General features: G+C 62.8%; 20 protein-coding genes and 1 pseudogene. 10 read left to right on the forward strand and 11 right to left on the reverse strand.

Annotated features, from left to right (window positions below; translation table 11 throughout):
- The first annotated feature begins 36 nt into the window (after positions 1-36).
- From GAL01_RS04780 to GAL01_RS04810, 7 genes are all read left to right on the forward strand, one after another.
- The gene (locus tag GAL01_RS04780; RefSeq protein WP_231865432.1) at positions 37-1,275 is read left to right on the forward strand and encodes a hypothetical protein; all 1,239 of its coding nucleotides are present in this window, start codon (positions 37-39) and stop codon (positions 1,273-1,275) included.
- Entirely contained in the window at positions 1,275-2,144 is an 870-nt protein-coding gene (locus GAL01_RS04785) for a hypothetical protein (protein WP_062033122.1), read from the forward strand. The genes GAL01_RS04780 and GAL01_RS04785 overlap by 1 nt, the downstream gene beginning before the upstream one ends.
- On the forward strand, positions 2,141-2,662 hold the full coding sequence (locus GAL01_RS04790) for a hypothetical protein (protein ID WP_062033118.1): 522 nt from the start codon (positions 2,141-2,143) through the stop codon (positions 2,660-2,662). Before GAL01_RS04785 ends, GAL01_RS04790 begins: the two co-directional genes overlap by 4 nt.
- Complete coding sequence (locus GAL01_RS04795) at positions 2,662-3,750, forward strand: hypothetical protein (RefSeq protein WP_062033115.1); 1,089 nt, start codon at positions 2,662-2,664, stop codon at positions 3,748-3,750. Before GAL01_RS04790 ends, GAL01_RS04795 begins: the two co-directional genes overlap by 1 nt.
- Positions 3,699-5,186, forward strand: coding sequence for an NADH-quinone oxidoreductase subunit D-related protein (locus GAL01_RS04800; protein WP_231865431.1), 1,488 nt, complete (start codon positions 3,699-3,701; stop codon positions 5,184-5,186). The genes GAL01_RS04795 and GAL01_RS04800 overlap by 52 nt, the downstream gene beginning before the upstream one ends.
- The gene (locus GAL01_RS04805) at positions 5,183-5,668 is read left to right on the forward strand and encodes an NADH-quinone oxidoreductase subunit B family protein (RefSeq protein ID WP_174694440.1); all 486 of its coding nucleotides are present in this window, start codon (positions 5,183-5,185) and stop codon (positions 5,666-5,668) included. Before GAL01_RS04800 ends, GAL01_RS04805 begins: the two co-directional genes overlap by 4 nt.
- Before the next feature lie 165 nt (positions 5,669-5,833).
- A complete protein-coding gene (locus GAL01_RS04810) occupies positions 5,834-6,769 on the forward strand; it encodes an ROK family protein (protein WP_062033107.1) in 936 nt (311 codons plus the stop codon).
- A 73-nt stretch (positions 6,770-6,842) separates the two neighbouring features.
- Here the strand turns inward: GAL01_RS04810 and GAL01_RS04815 are convergent, their stop codons facing one another.
- The 3 genes from GAL01_RS04815 to GAL01_RS04825 form a co-directional block, all read right to left on the reverse strand.
- Positions 6,843-7,748, reverse strand: coding sequence for a CDP-alcohol phosphatidyltransferase family protein (locus GAL01_RS04815; RefSeq protein WP_062033103.1), 906 nt, complete (start codon positions 7,746-7,748; stop codon positions 6,843-6,845).
- A 14-nt stretch (positions 7,749-7,762) separates the two neighbouring features.
- Positions 7,763-8,440, reverse strand: a complete 678-nt coding sequence (locus GAL01_RS04820) for a phosphatidylserine decarboxylase (RefSeq protein WP_062033099.1) — start codon at positions 8,438-8,440, stop codon at positions 7,763-7,765.
- 79 nt (positions 8,441-8,519) lie between these two features.
- Positions 8,520-9,236 carry a class I SAM-dependent methyltransferase gene (locus GAL01_RS04825; RefSeq protein WP_062033096.1) on the reverse strand — a complete coding sequence of 239 codons (717 nt, stop codon included), beginning with the start codon at positions 9,234-9,236 and terminating at the stop codon, positions 8,520-8,522.
- A 40-nt stretch (positions 9,237-9,276) separates the two neighbouring features.
- On the opposite strand from GAL01_RS04825, the gene gloB reads away from it, so the two are divergent.
- Positions 9,277-9,993, forward strand: coding sequence for a hydroxyacylglutathione hydrolase (gene gloB, locus GAL01_RS04830; protein ID WP_062033093.1), 717 nt, complete (start codon positions 9,277-9,279; stop codon positions 9,991-9,993).
- A 58-nt stretch (positions 9,994-10,051) separates the two neighbouring features.
- On the opposite strand, the gene GAL01_RS04835 is transcribed toward gloB, so the two are convergent.
- The 8 genes from GAL01_RS04835 to GAL01_RS04870 form a co-directional block, all read right to left on the reverse strand.
- Positions 10,052-10,201, reverse strand: coding sequence for a DUF2474 domain-containing protein (locus GAL01_RS04835; protein WP_086648760.1), 150 nt, complete (start codon positions 10,199-10,201; stop codon positions 10,052-10,054).
- An 18-nt stretch (positions 10,202-10,219) separates the two neighbouring features.
- Complete coding sequence (gene cydB / locus GAL01_RS04840; RefSeq protein WP_062033087.1) at positions 10,220-11,245, reverse strand: cytochrome d ubiquinol oxidase subunit II; 1,026 nt, start codon at positions 11,243-11,245, stop codon at positions 10,220-10,222.
- Positions 11,246-11,250: 5 nt separating this feature from the next.
- Positions 11,251-12,690: a cytochrome ubiquinol oxidase subunit I gene (locus tag GAL01_RS04845; protein WP_062033084.1), complete on the reverse strand. Its 1,440-nt coding sequence runs from the start codon at positions 12,688-12,690 to the stop codon at positions 11,251-11,253.
- A gap of 219 nt (positions 12,691-12,909) precedes the next feature.
- Positions 12,910-13,968, reverse strand: coding sequence for a DUF2125 domain-containing protein (locus GAL01_RS04850; RefSeq protein WP_082790808.1), 1,059 nt, complete (start codon positions 13,966-13,968; stop codon positions 12,910-12,912).
- A 249-nt stretch (positions 13,969-14,217) separates the two neighbouring features.
- Positions 14,218-14,967, reverse strand: coding sequence for a lysophospholipid acyltransferase family protein (locus tag GAL01_RS04855; protein WP_062033077.1), 750 nt, complete (start codon positions 14,965-14,967; stop codon positions 14,218-14,220).
- A 45-nt stretch (positions 14,968-15,012) separates the two neighbouring features.
- Entirely contained in the window at positions 15,013-15,606 is a 594-nt protein-coding gene (locus GAL01_RS04860) for a YdcF family protein (protein WP_062033073.1), read from the reverse strand.
- Positions 15,603-16,511 carry a cell division protein FtsX gene (locus tag GAL01_RS15945; RefSeq protein WP_062033069.1) on the reverse strand — a complete coding sequence of 303 codons (909 nt, stop codon included), beginning with the start codon at positions 16,509-16,511 and terminating at the stop codon, positions 15,603-15,605. Before GAL01_RS15945 ends, GAL01_RS04860 begins: the two co-directional genes overlap by 4 nt.
- Complete coding sequence (locus tag GAL01_RS04870) at positions 16,508-17,209, reverse strand: cell division ATP-binding protein FtsE (RefSeq protein WP_062033066.1); 702 nt, start codon at positions 17,207-17,209, stop codon at positions 16,508-16,510. The genes GAL01_RS15945 and GAL01_RS04870 overlap by 4 nt, the downstream gene beginning before the upstream one ends.
- A gap of 123 nt (positions 17,210-17,332) precedes the next feature.
- Between GAL01_RS04870 and GAL01_RS16165 the strand changes: the two are divergent.
- Positions 17,333-17,425, forward strand: a pseudogene (locus GAL01_RS16165) (zinc-ribbon domain-containing protein); the annotation flags it as partial.
- A gap of 12 nt (positions 17,426-17,437) precedes the next feature.
- Positions 17,438-17,821: a hypothetical protein gene (locus tag GAL01_RS04875; RefSeq protein ID WP_062033063.1), complete on the forward strand. Its 384-nt coding sequence runs from the start codon at positions 17,438-17,440 to the stop codon at positions 17,819-17,821.
- Positions 17,822-17,835 lie beyond the last annotated feature (14 nt).

Raw genomic sequence — 17,835 nt, forward strand, 5'->3', positions numbered from 1 at the left:
ACTGATCCGGTTTCCCTTTGCCTCGCGGTTCTGGTTGTGCCTGCCTGTGTGTTGGCGCTTCAGCCGGGGCGGTTCGGGCAGGCCGTAACCGTCTGTCTGGCGGCCCTGGCTGCAGTACTGGCGCTTTCGCCAGCTGTTCTGGCCGTTGCATTGGGTGTGATTGCGGCGCAGGAGCGGGATGCCTGTCCGGCGGTGTGGAGCGTTCCGGTTCTGCTGCTGAGCGTGTTGTTCCCTGCCCAGACGCCTGTTCTGCTGGGGCTGCTGCCTGTTCTGTTCTGGCCTGCGCTTGTGCGTCGCAGGGACGGGGGCTGTTCTGCCGTTATGAGCATTCTGGGGGTGTCGCTGGTGTGGCATGCTTCAGACGTCGTGTCGGCCGAGCTGGTTGCGGGTCTGGGCCTGTGTATGCTCGGGTTGATCGGATGGTCCGTTCTGGGAGCGCATCGGGCTGGAAATCTGGGGCTTTTGCGTCCCGTTCTGCTGATGGTTCTGGTGGTGGCGGCGCAGGGCGAGGGTCTGGCGGTCTGTGCCCGGATTGCGCTGGAAGCCACGCTTCTTGATCTTGTCACGCTGGCTCTGACGGCATCACTGGGGCTCCGGTTTCCGATGCTGGCCGTATTGCGCCTGCCGTTTCCGCCTCTGCCCGGACTGGTTGTGCTGTGGCTCGGAATTCATGCCGCGCTGGGCCTGGCCGCGGGTGTCGAGGGCTGGAGCGTGCTTGGCGTGGCGGTGGCGCTGCTTCTCGGCGTTCTGGCGCTGTCCGATCTGCTCGCCGTGGGACGGCAGATGTCTGCGGTGCAGGTGGCCGTATCCGGGGTTTCCGTGTTGCTGCTGGGGGCTGGAAGCCTGCTGCTGCCGGCTCTGGTGTTCGGGATGACAAGCCCTGCGTTGCACGTTGTGGGAGGAGAATGGGTCTGGCCCATCTGGAGTATCGGTGCGGGCGACGGCTCCCATTTCCGGCTGATGGCCTTCGTGATGGTCGGAGCCGTAATCTGGATCGTTCTTGTGCGTCCTTGGCGGAGTATTGGCGGGATCGTTCAGGCGGCCTCCACACTTGCTCCGGCGCTGGCAAGGCTGCTCTCGTCAGGCGATGCCCTGTTTGAAGAGGCGCCATCTCTGGGCTGGAGCCTGCGGCGCTTTATCGTGTCGGGGCGGGTTCGTTTCAGGGCGCTGAAAGGGATGAAAGCGCCCGTTTTGCACGATCTGCGACAGGGGGCGGTGGGCCTCTGGCTTGTTCTTCTCGGGCTCGTCCTCGCGGTTCTGGGAGTGATGACGTGATGGCGCATGAAGCCGGACTGATCGCGCTGTCAGTGCTGGAAGCCCTGTTTCAGGTAGGGCTGCTGCTTGTTCTGGCACCTGTGCTGGGATGGTGTCTGGACAGTCTGCCATTCTGGCTGGCTGGCCGGTCGGGGGGCGCGGTGCGGTTTCGCCTTTTTGGTGCAGGGCGTTTCTGGAAAGCCGTGCTTCGCAGCCCGTTGGGGGGGCGTTCTGCGCCCGCGCTGACCGTGGGGGTTCTGGCGCTCGTCTGTCTGCCTGCGGTGACTACGGGATCAGTCTTGTCCCCGTTTGCGGACCCGCTCGTCATGGGCCTGATGCTGTTGATGGGACGTGGATTTCTGGGGGCGGGCGTTCTGTCGGGAGAGGCGTCGCGGCTGGGGCCGGCGGTTCTGCTGCTCTGTCTGACGGAGGCTCTGATCGCGCTGGCTGCTCCGGGGACGGATGGCCTTGGGGGGCTGTGTGCGATGTTGCATATCGAGCCCGAACCCGGTCTGGAGGGAGCGCTTGCCGCCTGTGCGCTGGCTCTGGGGATTGCGTGTCCTCCGCTGCGTTCCGAGGACGTGACTGATATGCTGTCTGGACTGCAGGACCGGCAGGAGCGCGAGGCGGCGCGCTGCATCGCCGATGTGCTGAATTGTGCATGGCTGCTGCTGCTGGCTGATCTGGCATGGCCGGTGAGCGTGGGGCTCGCGCAGGGAGGCGTTCAGGGCTGGTGGCTCGGGCTGGTTGCGCTTGTCGCACGGCTGGCGCTGGCTGTGGGCGTGGCGGTCGGGTTGAGACTGATGGCGCAGGAGCGGAGCGCACGTTTGACGGCGCTGTTTGCGGGCGTGGCGCTTCTTCTGGCTCTGGCGGGGAGGTTTGGCACATGATCGTTGGGTTCGGACTTCTCCTTCTGCTGGCTTTTGCGGGTCTGGGAAAAGACGGGCGGGGGCTGCCGCTTTACGGGGCAGTCTGCGCATTTGCCGGGGCGACGGTCTGCTCGGGACTGATGGCGCTGCTGACATCCGTGGCGCTGATCGGACTGAACGTCCTGGCGTGGATCTGGCTGAGGCGCTTTGCGCCGGAAGCGCCGGATCGGGCCGCTGTTCTGCCGGTTGTGGGCACGCTTGTCCTGCTTCTGGCGCTTGGTCTGTCAGGGGCGGGTCTGGGACTTGCTCCGGTTCTGGGTGCGGGCGCGGTTCTGGCAGGATTGTGTGGCGCGGCCTGGGGAACGCCGCTGGTTCAGTTCACGGGACTACTCCGCGCTGCGGACGGACTGGTTGTTGTCGCCTGCGTTCTGAATTCATGGCCGCTTTTTGCCGTTGCTCTGAGTCTGTGGGGTGTTCTGGCCGCACTGGGCATTACGCTGCTGCCGCGTCTGGCATGGCGGCGGGTGGAGGACGTCTGATGCATCCGCTCGCACCCGTCGGTACGCTGTTTGCCGTTACCGTCTGGCCGCTTCTGGCAGCGTTTCTGCTGTGTCTGACGCCTGAAAACCGGCAGTCCGCCAGCAGTCGGACATTTGCCGTGGCCGGACTTGTCATCACGCCGCTGGCCGTGTGGCTGATGCCGGGCACGGATGCGCTGGCCGCTGCGTGTTCCTGCATCGTGACGGCCATTCCGCTTCTTCTCCCGCAGGCCCGGGACCGGACCGGACGGATTTTGCCGTTTCTGGTGACGGGATGCGCGCTGCTGGCGCTGAATGTCCATTCGGCGTTCGCGGTGACGATCCTGTGTGGCGCGGGAACGGTTCTTCTGGCGTGGCGCGAGGGGCGTGGCCCCCGTCAGGCCGCGATTGTGTGGGACATCGCGCGCAGCCGGCTCGGGGGCGTGGTTCTGGGGCTTCTGGGCGCGTCGCTTCTGCCGATGCAGCAGTCGTCTCTGGGAGCGGTTCTGCTGACGGTCGGGCTGTGCATGGTGGCGGGTCTGGGACCGTCACCCGCGCCTGCTCCGGAGGCGGCGCTTCTGGATACGGGGCTGCGGTTTGCGGCACTGATGCTGATGTTGCGCCTGAGTGCCTATCCGCTGGTCCATCTGCTCATGCTGGTTGCGGGCTTTGGAACCCTCCTCATGCTGGTGTTGTCACGTTCGACGGGACGGACGATTTCCCTGCCGATACTGTCGGCGCTGGGTGCTGTTGCGGCCGCGACCGGCGAAGGTCCGGCGCTCGTCCTGCTGCTTCTGTCCGCGCTCGGACTGGCCGTTCTGGATCTGCACGAGGCCGAGGAGGCGGAGGTCATCGGGGCAGGAGCCGCACCATGGCCGGTGTTCTGTGCGCTGGTCGGGATCGGGCGGTCGCTTGAAACCGCACAGCTTGTTCTGCTGGTGTTGTGTCTGCTGCCTGCTTTGTGGTCCGTACGTCCTATGACCCTGCTGCCAGCGTTCGGGCGGCCAGAACGGGGGATTGTCGCAGTGATGCAGGCTGTGCTGCTGCTGGGCGGGCTGTGTGGTCCGCTATTGCTGGCGTGGCATCCGGTGACGGGGTGGCGGCCATGAAAAGCATGGGGCGGATCATCCGTAGTGGAGAGCGTGTGGCGCTGTCGCATTATCATCTCGATCCTGCGCAGTGGAGCGACATGCTCTGTGCTCCGGGCGCGACGCTGCCACTGATCTCATGCTGGGCGAATGATTCCCGCGCCTATGTCCTGCTGCTGGAGGGGGACTGTCCGCTTCTGGCGAGCACGATTGTGGAAGAGCGCCGGTATCTGGCGCCTTCATCGCGGTTTGCCGGGGCGGAATGGGGGGAGCGCGTCTCGTATGATCTGTATGGCGTCGAGGCCATGGATGCGTGTGGCAACGGAACGCCGGCGCTGGATGAAGGCGGATGGACGTCTACATGGCCGTTGTCGTCCCGGCCGGGACCGGCGTCGGGTGGTCTGCGTCCGCTCGCGGGGAGTCATTTTCTGCGTCCGGAGCAGACGGGGCTGAGTGGCCCTCTGGACCTGTCTTTCGAAGTTCTGAAAGGGAAAGTCCGGACTGTGGATGTCTGCGCGGGCGGGGCGCATCGGGGGGTGGTGTCCCGTCTTTTGGGGAAGACACCGGAAGAGGCCATGTTCCTCGTGGCGCGGATGACGGCGGGTGCGTTTGTGGCGTATCCTCTTGCCTTTGCGCGCGCTGTGGCGCAGGCGCGGGGGCAGGTTCCGGGGCCGGGAATTCGGGATGTGTGGATGATCCTGCTGGAGATCGAGCGGATGTCGCTCCATCTGTTTGACATGGCCCGGACGGCGCGGGGTGTGGATGCGGAGCTTCTGGCGACACATTGCGATCATGCGCGTGAAGCCATTGCGCAGGCCTGTTCGGAGCAGGGCGTGTCGCGTCGTCTGATGGATACGGTGAGTTGTGGTGGTTTTCGCGAGGGGCTGGAGATCGTCCCGCTGGCGCAGGCGGTTCATGCGGCGATGCAGCCACGTCTTGCGGCGCTGGAGGAGCTTCACCGGGTCTTTGCGTCCCGTCTGAACGGGTTTGCGGTTCTGGATGTGCGGCTGGCCGAGCGTTTTGCCGTTGGAGGCGTGACGGGGCGTGCGAGCGGCCGCAGCATGGATATGCGGCGGCGGGAAGCCGGAATGCGGCTGGAGGCACTGCGGGCGACGGGATCGAGCCGGGGCGATGCCCGGGCGCGTGACGGATTGCGGCTTGCGGAAATCAGAGATTCGCTGAAGCTGATGGAACGGATTCTGGGGAGCATCGGTCTGGAGGATGACGAGCCCGCGCCGGATCGTACGGATGAGGGCATTGGCGTGGCCGAGGGGGCACGCGGAGATGTGTGGTACTGGGTACGGCTGAAAAACGGCCGGATCGAGAACCTGCATGTCCGCGATCCGGGTGTATCGGTTCTACCGGTTCTGGGGGCGATGCTGCGGGGTTGTCCCATCGAGCGGGTACCCGCAGCTCTGGGCTCGATCGGACTCTCTCCAGCGGGGATCGCGTTGTGAACGCTCTGCGACGGACGGGCCCTCTGAGCCTGCTTTACGCCTTCATGGATGCGCGGCGCTGGCGTCCCTCCACAGAGGGGGTGTCTGTGGGGCGTGAGCGTCCGATCGGGTTGTATGTGCTGGAGACGGGGGGATGCGAGGGCTGCTTCATGGAGATCGAGTCCCTGAAAGGCAGTGCTTTCGCTCTGGAGCAGGCGGGTTTTGTTTGTGTGAGCGATCCGGCGGATGCGGACTGGCTGCTGCTGACTGGCGCGGTGACGCGCGTCTGTGCCGAGATGGTGGACCGGGTGTGGCGGGCAATGCCACCGGGCCGAAGCCTGATTGCGGTGGGGGCCTGTGCGGTCGATGGAGGGCCGTTTCCGGCCAGTTATGCGACGCTGGGCGGCTTGCAGGCCCTGACGCCGGTGCGGCGTGCGATTCCGGGCTGTCCTCCCGCGCCGCAGGAGATCCTGCAGGCCCTTCAGGAGCTGGCGCGGGTCTGATCGCGATATTCTGAAACTGGAAATTGCCTGAAACAACGAAGTTTTGTCTTCGGACGGCTTGTCGTGACACGGTTTCGCGTTAAAGCAGACGGGCGCACTGGATGCGTTTTCCATGAGGTCCGGCCGCCTGTCGTTCAGGTCGCCGCACAGAGCACAGGGCTTGAGATGGCTGATTATCGCCTTGGAATTGATCTTGGTGGCACGAAGATCGAAATCGCGGTTCTGAATCGTTCGGGCGATCTCGTCCTGCGGGAACGGATTGCCAATCCCGGTATTTATAACGAGGCCGTTCTGGCGATCCGGGATCTGGTTGCGGATGTGGATCACCGTCTGGGTGCGGTGCCGAGCCACCGCGTCTCGGCGGGGCAGCACACCTCCACTCTGGGCATCGGGATTCCGGGATCAATCTCGCCAGAGAGCGGGCTGATCAAGAATGCCAATGCAACCTGGCTGAACAACCAGCCTTTCGGGCACGATCTGGAGGCCGCGCTGGCACGTCCGGTCCGGACGGAAAACGACGCCAACTGCTTTGCGCTGTCTGAGGCCGCCGATGGTGCGGCCAAGGGCATGCTGACCGTTTTCGGTGTCATCATCGGAACGGGCATGGGCGCGGGCATCGTCAATAACGGCCGCGTTCTGGAGGGCCGTCATCATATTGCTGGTGAATGGGGGCATCTGCCTCTGCCCTGGCCGACGGAAGAAGATGCGCCGGCGCGCGAGTGCTTCTGTGGGAACAAGGGCTGCATGGAGCGCTACCTTTCGGGCCCGGCACTTGCGGCGGACTGGAAAGGACCGGGCCATCGCAATACGGCCGGGATCGAAGAGGCTGCGGCCAATGGTGATCAGGCGGCGATTGCAGCGCTCGGTCGTTATACTGAGCGTTTTGCCCGGGCCTGTGCCATGGTCATCAACTTCCTTGATCCGGATGTGATCGTCCTCGGTGGTGGCGTCTCCAACCTTCACACGCTGTATGAGCGCGTGCCGCCGCTTCTGGCCAAGCATGTCATTACGCCGGTCTGCACAACGCCGATCGTGCGGAACAAGCATGGTGACAGCTCTGGTGTGCGTGGTGCGGCATGGCTGTGGGACGTGACGGAATAAGCCTGTCGCGTATCGGACATGAAAAAGGCCGCCCGGATATCCGGGCGGCCTTTTTTGTTGGTATTTCCTGCTCTCAGGCAGGTTCTTCTTCCACCGTTTCCGACATCTCTTCCGCCGCCAGTTTCAGGCGGTGGTAGGAGCGGCGGGAGAAGGGCAGGATCGCGATATAGAGCAGCCCCGCACCTGCGAGGGCGCCCCAGGGGTCCGCGACCAGAAGGGCGGCATACAGGCCGGTCCCGAGCATCAGGGGCAGGACGTAGCGCGCCGGGACCTTGAAGTTCTTGAACGACCAGACCGGAAGCGTCGAGACCAGCAGCAGCCCCGTGACGATCAGGCAGACGGCCGAGACGAGAGGCAGGCGGGCGAACGCGGCCAGACCTTCGGCATGGAGGCGGTCGGCTTCGAGGCCGAGGAAGACCGGGAACAGTACCAGCCCGGCGCCCGCAGGGGCCGGGACACCCGTGAAGAAGCTGTAGGAATATTCCGGCTTGTCGTCGTCATCGAGGCTCGCGTTGAAGCGGGCCAGACGCAGTGCCATGCAGACCGTGAACAGGATGCACGGGACGAAAGAATAGCGTCCGGCATGTTCGAGGGACCACATCAGCAGGACGAAGGACGGCGCGACGCCGAAGCAGACGAAGTCCGACAGGCTGTCGAATTCCGCGCCGAAGCGGGTGGCGCCTTTGAGGAGGCGCGCGATGCGTCCGTCGAGTCCGTCGATGCAGGCGGCGATCAGGAGTGCTACGGCCGCGGGTTCGAACTGGTGTTCGAGCGCGAACCGCATGCCGCTGAGCCCGGCGCAGAGGCCGAGCATCGTCATGATGTTGGGGATGAGGCGGTTGAACGACGGCCCGCGCACCCGCGTGCGGGGGCTGCGCCCCATGCGGCGGAGTCTGCGCCGGATGCGACGCTTTCGGCCAGAGGCGCTAACGGACTGGGCGGGTTCGCGGGTGGGGTCAACCGTCGGAGGCGTGGTCATGTATGGCGTCTGGCTCAGAGCGTCGCCAGGACGGTTTCGCCGCCAACCATTGTCTGCCCCTCCACAACCAGAGGCTCGACGCCAGGCGGCAGATAGACGTCGGTGCGGGAGCCGAAGCGGATCAGGCCGAAGCGCTCGCCCGCTTCCATGCGGTCCCCTTCTTCGACGAAACACAGGATGCGGCGTGCGATCAGGCCAGCAATCTGGACGACGCCGATATTGCGGCCATCCGGCAGCGTCAGGCGCAGTTCGTTGCGTTCGTTGTGTTCCGACGCCTTGTCGAGGCTGGCATTGAGGAATTTGCCAGCGTGATAGGCGATCTTTGTCACTTCACCGGCGGCGGGCATCCGGTTGATATGGACGTTCAGCACCGAGAGGAACGTCGAGACGCGCCAGACCGGCGTGTGGCCCATTTCCAGCGCGGGCGGCGGCGTGACGAGGGCGACGGATGTGACGCGGCCATCGGCGGATGCCAGCACCAGATCGGCGCGCGGCGGCGGGGTGCGTTTGGGATCGCGGAAGAAGTACAGGCAGAACGCCGTGAAGGCGATACCTGCATTGCCCAGCAGGCGCGTGGCGCGCCAGGGCGTGGCCCGTCCGAGCAGCCCGACGAACGAACCGGCGAGGAGGAAGGGAGTCGCGGCGCGGTGCGGCGGCGACAGGACAAGCTTGAAGGACTGGATCAGCGACATGGAACGCACTCTTACGGCACACGGCGGGAGGGTCAAGAATTCGCCACAAAGAAGGCGTTTTTCGGGCAGGTTTTCTGCTTCAGGCGGGTCTGGCGACCTGTTGGAGGAGCGGGGCGGCCAGTTTGTCGTCGATCAGGGGTGTTCCGGCATAGGCATTCTTGCGGGCCGTGACGAGGTGAACGCCGCCACAGGGCAGGCGCAGCCCGTGCCCGATCCGCTCCACGAGGCGTCCATGTGTGGCGGAAAGAGCGGCGGGGGGCGCCATCAGCGCCCCTGAGTGATGGTCGATCCGGAAAAGGGTCTGGTCGAGCAGGCGGGTCAACTGGCGGCTGCTATAGGGAATGCCGTGGCCGAAAGGGGTGGCATCGGTATGCGCCCAGTAGCCTGAACGGTTGGGCACGATCAGGATCAGGACGCCGTCATCGGTGAGGGTGCGCCAGATGGCGCGCAGGAAATCCGGCGCGACACGTGTGAATTCGAGGCCATGAACCACAAGCACCACGTCCATCGAAAGGTCGTCGAAAGGCAGGCGACCGCTGTCGACGATGCAGTCCCTCGGGGACGGGTGACGTGTTTTCTGGGTCTGGGCGTGAAGCAGGCGCGCGGAGACTGCGAATTCGGCACTTTCGGGAAGATAGGGCGCTGTGTAGCCTATGCCGAGAATGCGTCGCCCCCGCATGGGGGGCATGATGCGTCGCAGGCGCTCGTTGAGGAGCAGGGCCGTGCGCTGTCCCTGTCGGCTTTCATAGAAAGTGGCGGCATCATCGGAACGGATGCGGGCCAGGGACGTCAGCATGCAGGTACCTCATCAGCGGGACAGTCCAAGGGGAACAGTCATGCCACTTGATATCAAGCCGATTCCGGTTCTGTCGGACAATTATGCCTGGCTGCTGACGACGCCGCAGGGTGCGCGGGCCGTCGTGGACCCTGGCGAGCCCAGGCCGGTCATGGACGAAATCGGGGAGGGGCGGCTGGATATGATCCTGCTGACCCATCATCACGCCGATCATACGGCCGGGACGGAGGCATTGCGGGAGCGATATGGCGCGCAGGTTTGCGGGCCGCGCCAGAAGCAGGAATGGCTCCCCCGGCTGGATCACGCCGTTGAGGGTGGGGACGTCGTTTCTCTGGGGAGCACGCAGATCCGGGTTCTGTCCACGCCGGGTCATGCGGTGGGGCATGTGTCGTATGTCGTGGACGAGGTTCCGGCGCTGTTCTGCGGGGATGTGCTGTTCAGTCTCGGCTGCGGGCGGTTGCTGGAAGGCACGGCGCAGGAACTGTTCGACAGTCTGAACGGCTATGACAGTCTGCCAGACAGCACGCTTGTCTGTGCCGGGCATGAATATACGCGCTCGAACCTGGCGTTCGCGCTACATGTCGATCCGGATAATGCTGCCCTGAAGGCGCGGGCCGGGGAAGTTGAACGTCTGCTGGAAGCCGGGCGGCCGACGCTTCCCGTGGCGCTGGGCGTGGAGCGCAGGACAAACCCGTTTCTGCTTGCGCCGGATGTTGAGACCTTCGCGCGGCTGCGCAGGGAAAAGGATACGTTCTGAAGGAACAAAAAAGCCCCGCTCGCAAGAGACGGGGCTTTTTTTTGGCATTGTCAGGCTGTTACCAGCCGAAGATGACCTTCTTGAGCAGTTCGGCGCCGAGGCCTACTACAACGACGCCGCCAGCCCAGATTGCTACGAACCAGCCCACGCGTTTCATCCAGTTCAGAAAGCCCGGTTTCTCGTCCGGCTGACCGTATTCGATGCGCATGGGTCTGGTCCTTCGCCGTTAGTGATAGTGGTGCCCGGCGGACATTTTTCCGCGGAACACATAGTACGAATAGGCAGTGTAGGAGAGGATCAGCGGCAGGAGGAACATCGTGCCGACCAGAAGGAAGGTCTGGCTTTCCGGCGGAGAGGATGCCTGCCAGATGGTGATGGTCGGTGGCACGATATAGGGCCACACATTGATGCCCAGACCGCTGAAGCACAGGAAAAACAGGCCCAGTGTCGCGATGAACGGCAGCAGGTGCGAGCGCGGGTTGCGCAGTCCGAGGAACAGTGCTGCTGCCAGCACGAGGACTGCAACCGGAACCGGCGCTACCAGAGCGAACTGCGGCATGTCCAGCCAGTGCTGCATGTAAGTGGTGTGGAGCATCGGCGTCCAGATCGAGACGAGCGCGATCGTCGCCAGCATGAGGCCGCCGAGGACGAAGGAGATCCGGCGCATCGCATCATGCAGTTCGCCTTCGCATCGCCACAGAAGCCATGTGGCGCCAAGAAGCGCATAACCGATGACGACGGCGAGGCCGCAGAACAGGGCGAACGGGGTCAACCAGTCGAAGCTGGAACCGACGAACACGTTATTCTCGACTTTGATGCCCTGAACGAGTGTTCCCAGAATGACGCCCTGCATGAAGGCTGCCACGATGGAGCCGCCGCAGAACGACGTGTCCCAGAAGAACTGGCTCATGGGCGATTCCGACTTGAAGCGGAATTCGAAGGACACGCCGCGCAGGATCAGGGCCAGCAGCATGAACAGGATCGGCAGATAGAGCGCTGGGAGGATCGTGCCATAGGCGACGGGGAAGACGCCGTAGAGCGCTGCGCCGCCAAAGATCATCCAGGTTTCGTTGCCGTCCCAGACAGGGGCGACCGTGTTGACCATGAGGTTGCGGTGATCGTGGTCCTTTTCCTTGAGGAAAAGGATGCCGATCCCGAGGTCGAAACCATCAAGGCAGACATAGAGGAAGATGGCGGTTGCTGCGAGCAGCGCCCAGACCACCGGAAGCCAGAAGCCGGCTGTTTCTGTCATGGTTCTTACTCCGCCATGCCAGCGCCGGCCGCAGGGCTGGACGGGGGCTGATGAGAGACCTGTGTTGTACCTGCGGCACGCTGGGGCTGGTCCTCGGCGGGGCCATGCTGGTCCGCATGCGGTTCTTCAGCAAAGGTCCGCAGAAGGATGGTGATGCCACCCATGAACACGATGAAATAGACGATGATGAAAGCGATCATCGACGTTGCGATACTCGGCAGGGCGATCGGCGAGACACTGTCGGCGGTCCGCATCAGACCATAGACAGTGAAGGGCTGACGGCCGACTTCGGTCGTAACCCAGCCACACAGCAGGGCGAGGAAGCCTGCCGGGGACATGAACAGGGCAACCCGGTGCAGCAGCGGCGTATCGTACAGCTTGCCTTTCCACCGCAGATACAGCGACCACAGACCGACCAGCACCATCAGCATGCCCAGGGCCACCATGATGCGGAACGAGAAGAACAGCAGTGGGGAATAGGCACGGTCTTCCTTTGGGAAGTCCTTCAGGCCCGGAACCTTGCCGTCGAGGCTGTGCGTCAGGATCAGCGATCCCATATAGGGGATGGCGATCTTGTAATGGGTTGTCTCGTTCTTCATGTCCGGGATGCCGAACAGCAACTCCGGCGCGCGGCTTTCGGACTCCCAGTCGCCTTCGATGGCGGCGATTTTGGCGGGCTGGTATTCCAGCGTGTTCAGACCCTGCGTATCACCGGCTAGAACCTGGATCGGGGAGACGATGGCAGCCATCCACATGGCCATGGAGAACATCAGGCGGACCTGTTCGGACGCCTGACGGCCTTCACGACGCGCCTTGAGCAAGTGCCATCCGGCCACGCCTGCCACGATGAATGCCACACACAGGAATGCTGCGAGGCCCATATGGACGATGCGGTACGGGAAAGACGGGTTGAAGACGATCTGCCACCAGTCGACAGGCAGGAAGCGGCCGGTGGCTTCGTCGATGCGATAGCCACGCGGGGTCTGCATCCACGAGTTGGACGACAGGATCCAGCTCATGGAAATCAGTGTGCCGATCGAGACCATGCAGGTGGCTGCGAAATGCAGGCCTTTGCCGACGCGGTTGAGACCGAACATCATGACGCCGAGAAAGCCGGCTTCAAGGAAGAAGGCCGTCATGACCTCATAGGCCAGCATCGGGCCGAGGATCGGACCTGCTTTCTGCGAGAAGGCCGACCAGTTCGTTCCGAACTCGTAGGACATGACGAGGCCGGAGACCACGCCCATGCCGAAGACGACGGAGAAAACTTTCAGCCAGTATTTGAAAAGGTCCAGATAGGCACTGCGGCCTGTCTTGAGCCAGAGTCCTTCAAGAACAGCGAGATAGGCTGCGAGGCCGATCGAGAAGGCCGGGAACACGATGTGAAACCCGACCGTGAACGCGAACTGGAACCGCGCCAGGAATAAAGCCGAGAGGCCAAACATTTCGGTTGCCTTCTGGATAGATGGCGAGTGGCAGATCCCGTCAGAAGCAATGTCGCTCCCCAAGGGGTCTGACGCACGCAGAACGAGAGTAACGAAGTTGTGATCGTTTCGTGTGTCGCCGTCTTTTGAACCTCCAGAACGTGTTTGGCTAGAGAAAGTTCTGTGTTCAGGCGGTGTTTTTGATGGAAATCAACCGGCGGCTTCGGGTCCTGGCAGCTCTCAGGGGAGAGGAGCTTTTCCGTTGAAAAGCGCGGAAAACGCCTGCGTATCGGGAAGGATCTCCCCGTTGACGACAGGGATCGCCATCGAAAGTGGCTGTCCGTTTCTAGCCTGTCGGGTGGAAGTTTTTTCCAGAGCCTTGCGGAGAGCGACCTGAAGGTCCGGTGCGAGGTGCGACTCTATTTCAGGTTGGGCCAGAAGCCGGTCTGCGAGGGTCTGCCATTGGATCACGGTGAGAGTGAGCGTGCCATTCCGGCTCGGGAGTGCCATGGCGCCGGACAGGATGATGCGGCTGTTTGTGGAAGCTGGCGAGGCCGAGGCGTCCTGAAGCAGAAGGCGTCCGTACGAACTCGGGTCGAGAAGCGAGAGTTCTGTGGAGGCGTCGGATGCTGTCAGGGCAAGCGCAAGATGCATTTGATGGAGGTCGACGGAGGCGCCATAGGGCAATGGAAACCCTGACAGATCAGCTGCTTTTGCGTCTATGCCGAGCCGTGTTGCACCGGCCAGGGCTTCGGGAAAGCGGATGAGGCGTCCAGAGAGGTTTTTTGCGAAGATCTGCTTGTCAGGCCAGTGCCCGGAGAAAGCCAGTTTAAGCTGTGAGACGGAAAAACACAGATCCTGTGGATTTTTGAAACGAATCTGAAGGTCTGCAGTTACAAAGGTCAGGATCGCATTATTCAGGACAAGTCGCGCAGCCTGATGCCCTGTCAGGGAAACCGGCAGTTCCGCGCCAAGTAAAAAGGGCCATGATCCCCCAAGGCGGAGATGCTCTGCGGCCCACCCAGCATCGTAGGGCGCACCGGACGATGCTGGATGTGTGGCGTCCAGACGGTCCAGTTCCACCCATGCGCCGAACGGCCAGCCGCCCCTGTGCGACGGAGTCGTGTTAACGACCCAGCCGTTTTTGCGTGCAGTAGCGATGGCAGTGTGGGCGACGGTTTCCAGTCTGTGGACGGTGTGACGCCAGCAGAGTGTATCGAGGAAGGTCGATATTGCGAGAATGGCAATCAATACCACAGCGTATCTGCTGTAACGGACAGTAAAGAACAAGCGATCCATTGAGCATCTCTTTTCGGGATTGGCTGCGGGATTGGTCAACCCCCGTCTGTTTTATCCCCAGCCGTGGAGAGTGCCTTGGGAATGCGGGAAAATACGCCTGCCTGAGGGTTTTTCAGAAACGCCCTGAAGCTGATGTGGCAATGAAAACCGCAGAAAATCAAAGGATATGGAGAATTTGTTAATGATAGGACGCCAGAAGTATCCTGTTTTTACAAGATCGTTGAAAGATTTCAGTTTTTTTCTGATCAGTCAGATTTTTCCCGGGTCCACAGAGTTATCCACAGGGTCTCGGGGCAACGCATGGGTTGTACACAGTTCGTCCCATGCGCTCTCCAGTCCTTCGGTAAAAGCTCGGCGTTCCTGCCGCGGCGGGAGGGGCTGGCCGATCACGACGTGTACGACGCCCGGACGTTTGAGCCAGGGGTGCCGGTCCCAGAAGAGGCCTGAATCGGTTGCGACAGGCACGACGGGAACGTTGGCCTGCCGGGCCAGAGCCACGATACCGGGCTGGATCGGATGGCGTTCGCCGGGAAGGGTGCGGGTGCCCTCGGGGAAGATGATGATCTGGCGGTTTGCGTCGTGAGCGGATTTTGCATCCTGCATCATGGTGCGCAGGGCTTTTGATCCGGCTTTCCGGTCAACCGAGATCATGCCGGTCAGGCGCAGCATTGGGCCGACGACGGGAATACGGGTCAGTTCCGTTTTGATGATGTAGTCGGGGCGGTCAACCAGCGTCATCCAGATGAAGCCATCGAAGAAGGACTGGTGCTGCGAGGCTATCAGCAGCGGACCGGGCGGCAGGTTATCCTGGCCGCTGATCTCGATCCGGACCGAGCAGATGCGGGTAAAGCCGAACAGAACGGCTCGTGCCCAGAATTTTGCATAGGAAAGAGCCAGATCCTGATTTTTCATCAGGCGGATCGGAATGGTTCCGACGCCCATGAACAGGGTGATCCAGAAGAGATAGAGATTGAACAGGACGCCGCGCAGAATGCTCATCATGGTGTTCTGCACACCAGAAAACGGGGGCAGGCACAAGGGCTGTCAGGCGCCATCCAGTCCTTCGCGACCATCTGGCAGGCCTGTCAGGACACCGATTTCGGCTCCGAGCAGCTTGTTGTATTCCCGAAACATCAGGAACAGGATTTTGTAGGAAAGGGTGCCTTGCAGGGCAAGTGGCACGACGGGGTAGGGCATGAGGTCCAAGTCGGGGGCCGTCCTGTGGATTTCGAGAACGGCGCGGCGGATGTGATAGCCGGCGGTGACGACAAGAACACGATGGAGGTGGTTTTCTGTTGCCCACTCGGCTGTTTCGTGGGCGTTGCCGATCGTACTGGTGGCGCGGCGACCCAGAGTGATGCGCGCGGCCAGAGGCGAGGACAGCGATTCCTGCTGAAGATGAAGGATATGTTGCAGCGTGACGTGGGGGCCAACACCTGAAATCAACAGCAGGTGTCCGTATCCGCCCCGCAGCAGGGTAATGGCTGTATCGACGCGCTGCTCTCCGCCGGTCAGTGCGACGATGCCATCGCAGACAGTGGCAGTGACGGGAGGCTTGCTGGCGTCCTGAATAAACCAGGCGAAGCCCGCCAGCCAGAGCCCTCCCAGGGCCAGACATGCCCGGAAAAAGCGTCTCATGGCAGGCGCCGCAGCCAGACAAGTACGACGGTTTGCGCCGTGAGCCAGCCCAGGCCGGCGGCGATCAGGGGCAGGGCGCCGAGTTCTTCGAGGAGCATGCGCGGCAGGACGTGCAGGGTGCTCCACCATGTGGCGATCAGGGCGTCCCATGTGCTGGCGGGAGAGGCGGCAGCAGGGGCGCCATGTGAAAAGGGTGTGAGCTTCCGGGCCAGCATGGTGATGACCGGGCTCAGGAGCAGCAGGCCGACGAGGCTTCCGGCGAGACTGAGCAGCGCGGCCCGTCCTGCGATCCGACTGGAAATTGTCAAGTCTCCGGCACCCAGGAAATGGACGATTTCGACGGATTTGCGCTGGGCCATGACGGAGCGACGGACGGTCATGCCGACCGAAAGGACCGCAATGGCCGCAATGAGGCTCACGGCCAGCCAGGCGCAGGCGATCAGGCTGTTTCCCAGACCGTTGAGGCGCTCGCCCCAGCGGCGATCTTCTTCCACCACGGCTTCAGGCAGGACGCCCTGTACGATTGTGCCCAGATCGGGAGTGCCGGTATGGGCGACGATCAGGACCACGGGCAATGAGAGGCCGGGAAGGCCTGCGCTTTCAGAGACCTGCCCCAGCCAGGGAGCGAGAAGGGTCTGGACCTCTTTGGTGGAGAGTTCACGGACGGTCGTGACATCTGGCGTTTTGGTCAGGGTCTGGATCAGGGTGTGGGTACGGTCTGCGAGCTGGGGTGTATCGGACGGAATCTCGATCGTGGTTGCGTTGCGGGCGGCGCCGGACCAGCTTTCAGCAAGGGTCTGCACGCCTGCCAGGCCGGCGAGCGAAAGGCCTGCGAGCAGCGTCATGAGTGCGACGAGAAGCGGCAGGCTGCCCGAGCGCAGCCCGGGGGAGACCGGAGCGCTCATGAGCGTTCTCCCCGTCGCACGGACATCCCGCCCTGAATGTCGGTATTTGCGATCGTGCCGTCCTGAAGAACGATCGAGGCTGCCGGGGCTTCGTGGACCAGAGCCTCGTTATGGGTGGCGACGATGACGGTCGTACCCATTTCGATCAGTTCCTGAAATGTCGTCAGAAGCCGCCGGGCCTGCGCATCTTCCAGCGCGTTGGTCGGTTCATCTGCGAGCAGCAGCTCAGGACGCCCGATCAGGGCGCGGGCAATGGCGGTGCGTTGCTGTTCGCCGCCCGAAAGGGTTCCCGGACGTTTGTCGGCCAGATGCGCGACGTCCAGCCATTCCAGAACGGCGAAAGCCTCCCGCCTGGTATCGCGTTCGGAGGCGCCGCGCAGACGGAGCGGAAGCGCCACATTGTCGAACACTGTCCATTCCCCGATCAGGCGATAGTCCTGGGGAACAAAGCCGATTCTTCGGCGCAGGTTTCGCAGAGTCGCGCGGCTGGCATGTGTGACGGAAACGCCAAGCAGGTCCATCTGACCGGCGGACGGGCGTGTCTCCAGTGTCAGGAGGCGCAGAAGACTCGATTTGCCTGCGCCGGATGGTCCGAGCAGCCAGCGGAACTCCCCCTGCGGCACGGAAAGGGTCAGGTTCCGCAAGACCGGCTGTCCTACGCCGGGGGGCATCATCGAGACATTCAGGAGGCGGATCATGATGCTTTCATTGAAAAGTGGAGCAATCTATTAACCATTTAATAACGATCATTTCGTCATAACAGGCAAGCACACGGCTCAGGCTAGGCCGGATCGGAGCCAGCTGTCGAAGGGATTGATTGAATGCGCATTGAATGCCCCCATTGTCATGCGGTCTTTGAGGTGCCGGAGGCGATGGCAAAAGGGGTCAAGCGGTTGCGCTGCGCCAATTGCGGAGACAGTTGGGAAATGGCCGCGCCCGTGGCGACGACGTCGCACGAAGTGCTTTCTGAGGCTGCGCCGACTGTTTTTGAAGTTCCGGAAGAAGAAAGCGCCGGGAAGCCGGTTGTGGCAGAGAAGCCCGCGTCCGGGACGGAAGGAACGTTCCGCGCCACCGGGGCGATGGCCGGGCGAAATATTGCGCGTCGTTCAGCTGTTCTGCATTCCCGTTCAACCGGTGACGTGCAGGCACCGGCTGATCTGAGTGGCCCGTCGATGATCGGGTCTACCGGGCTCTGGGCCGCGGCCTGGGGTGCCAGCCTTGTTCTGGCAGGCTCCGGAGTTGCGGCATTGTGGTACTGCAAGGGAGCGGGCCTGTTCGGATTTTTTCCGGGGCGCGGACATTTTTACTGAGCCCCAGGCTGAAT

The organism is Gluconobacter albidus, from assembly GCF_002723915.1.
GTDB lineage: Bacteria > Pseudomonadota > Alphaproteobacteria > Acetobacterales > Acetobacteraceae > Gluconobacter > Gluconobacter albidus.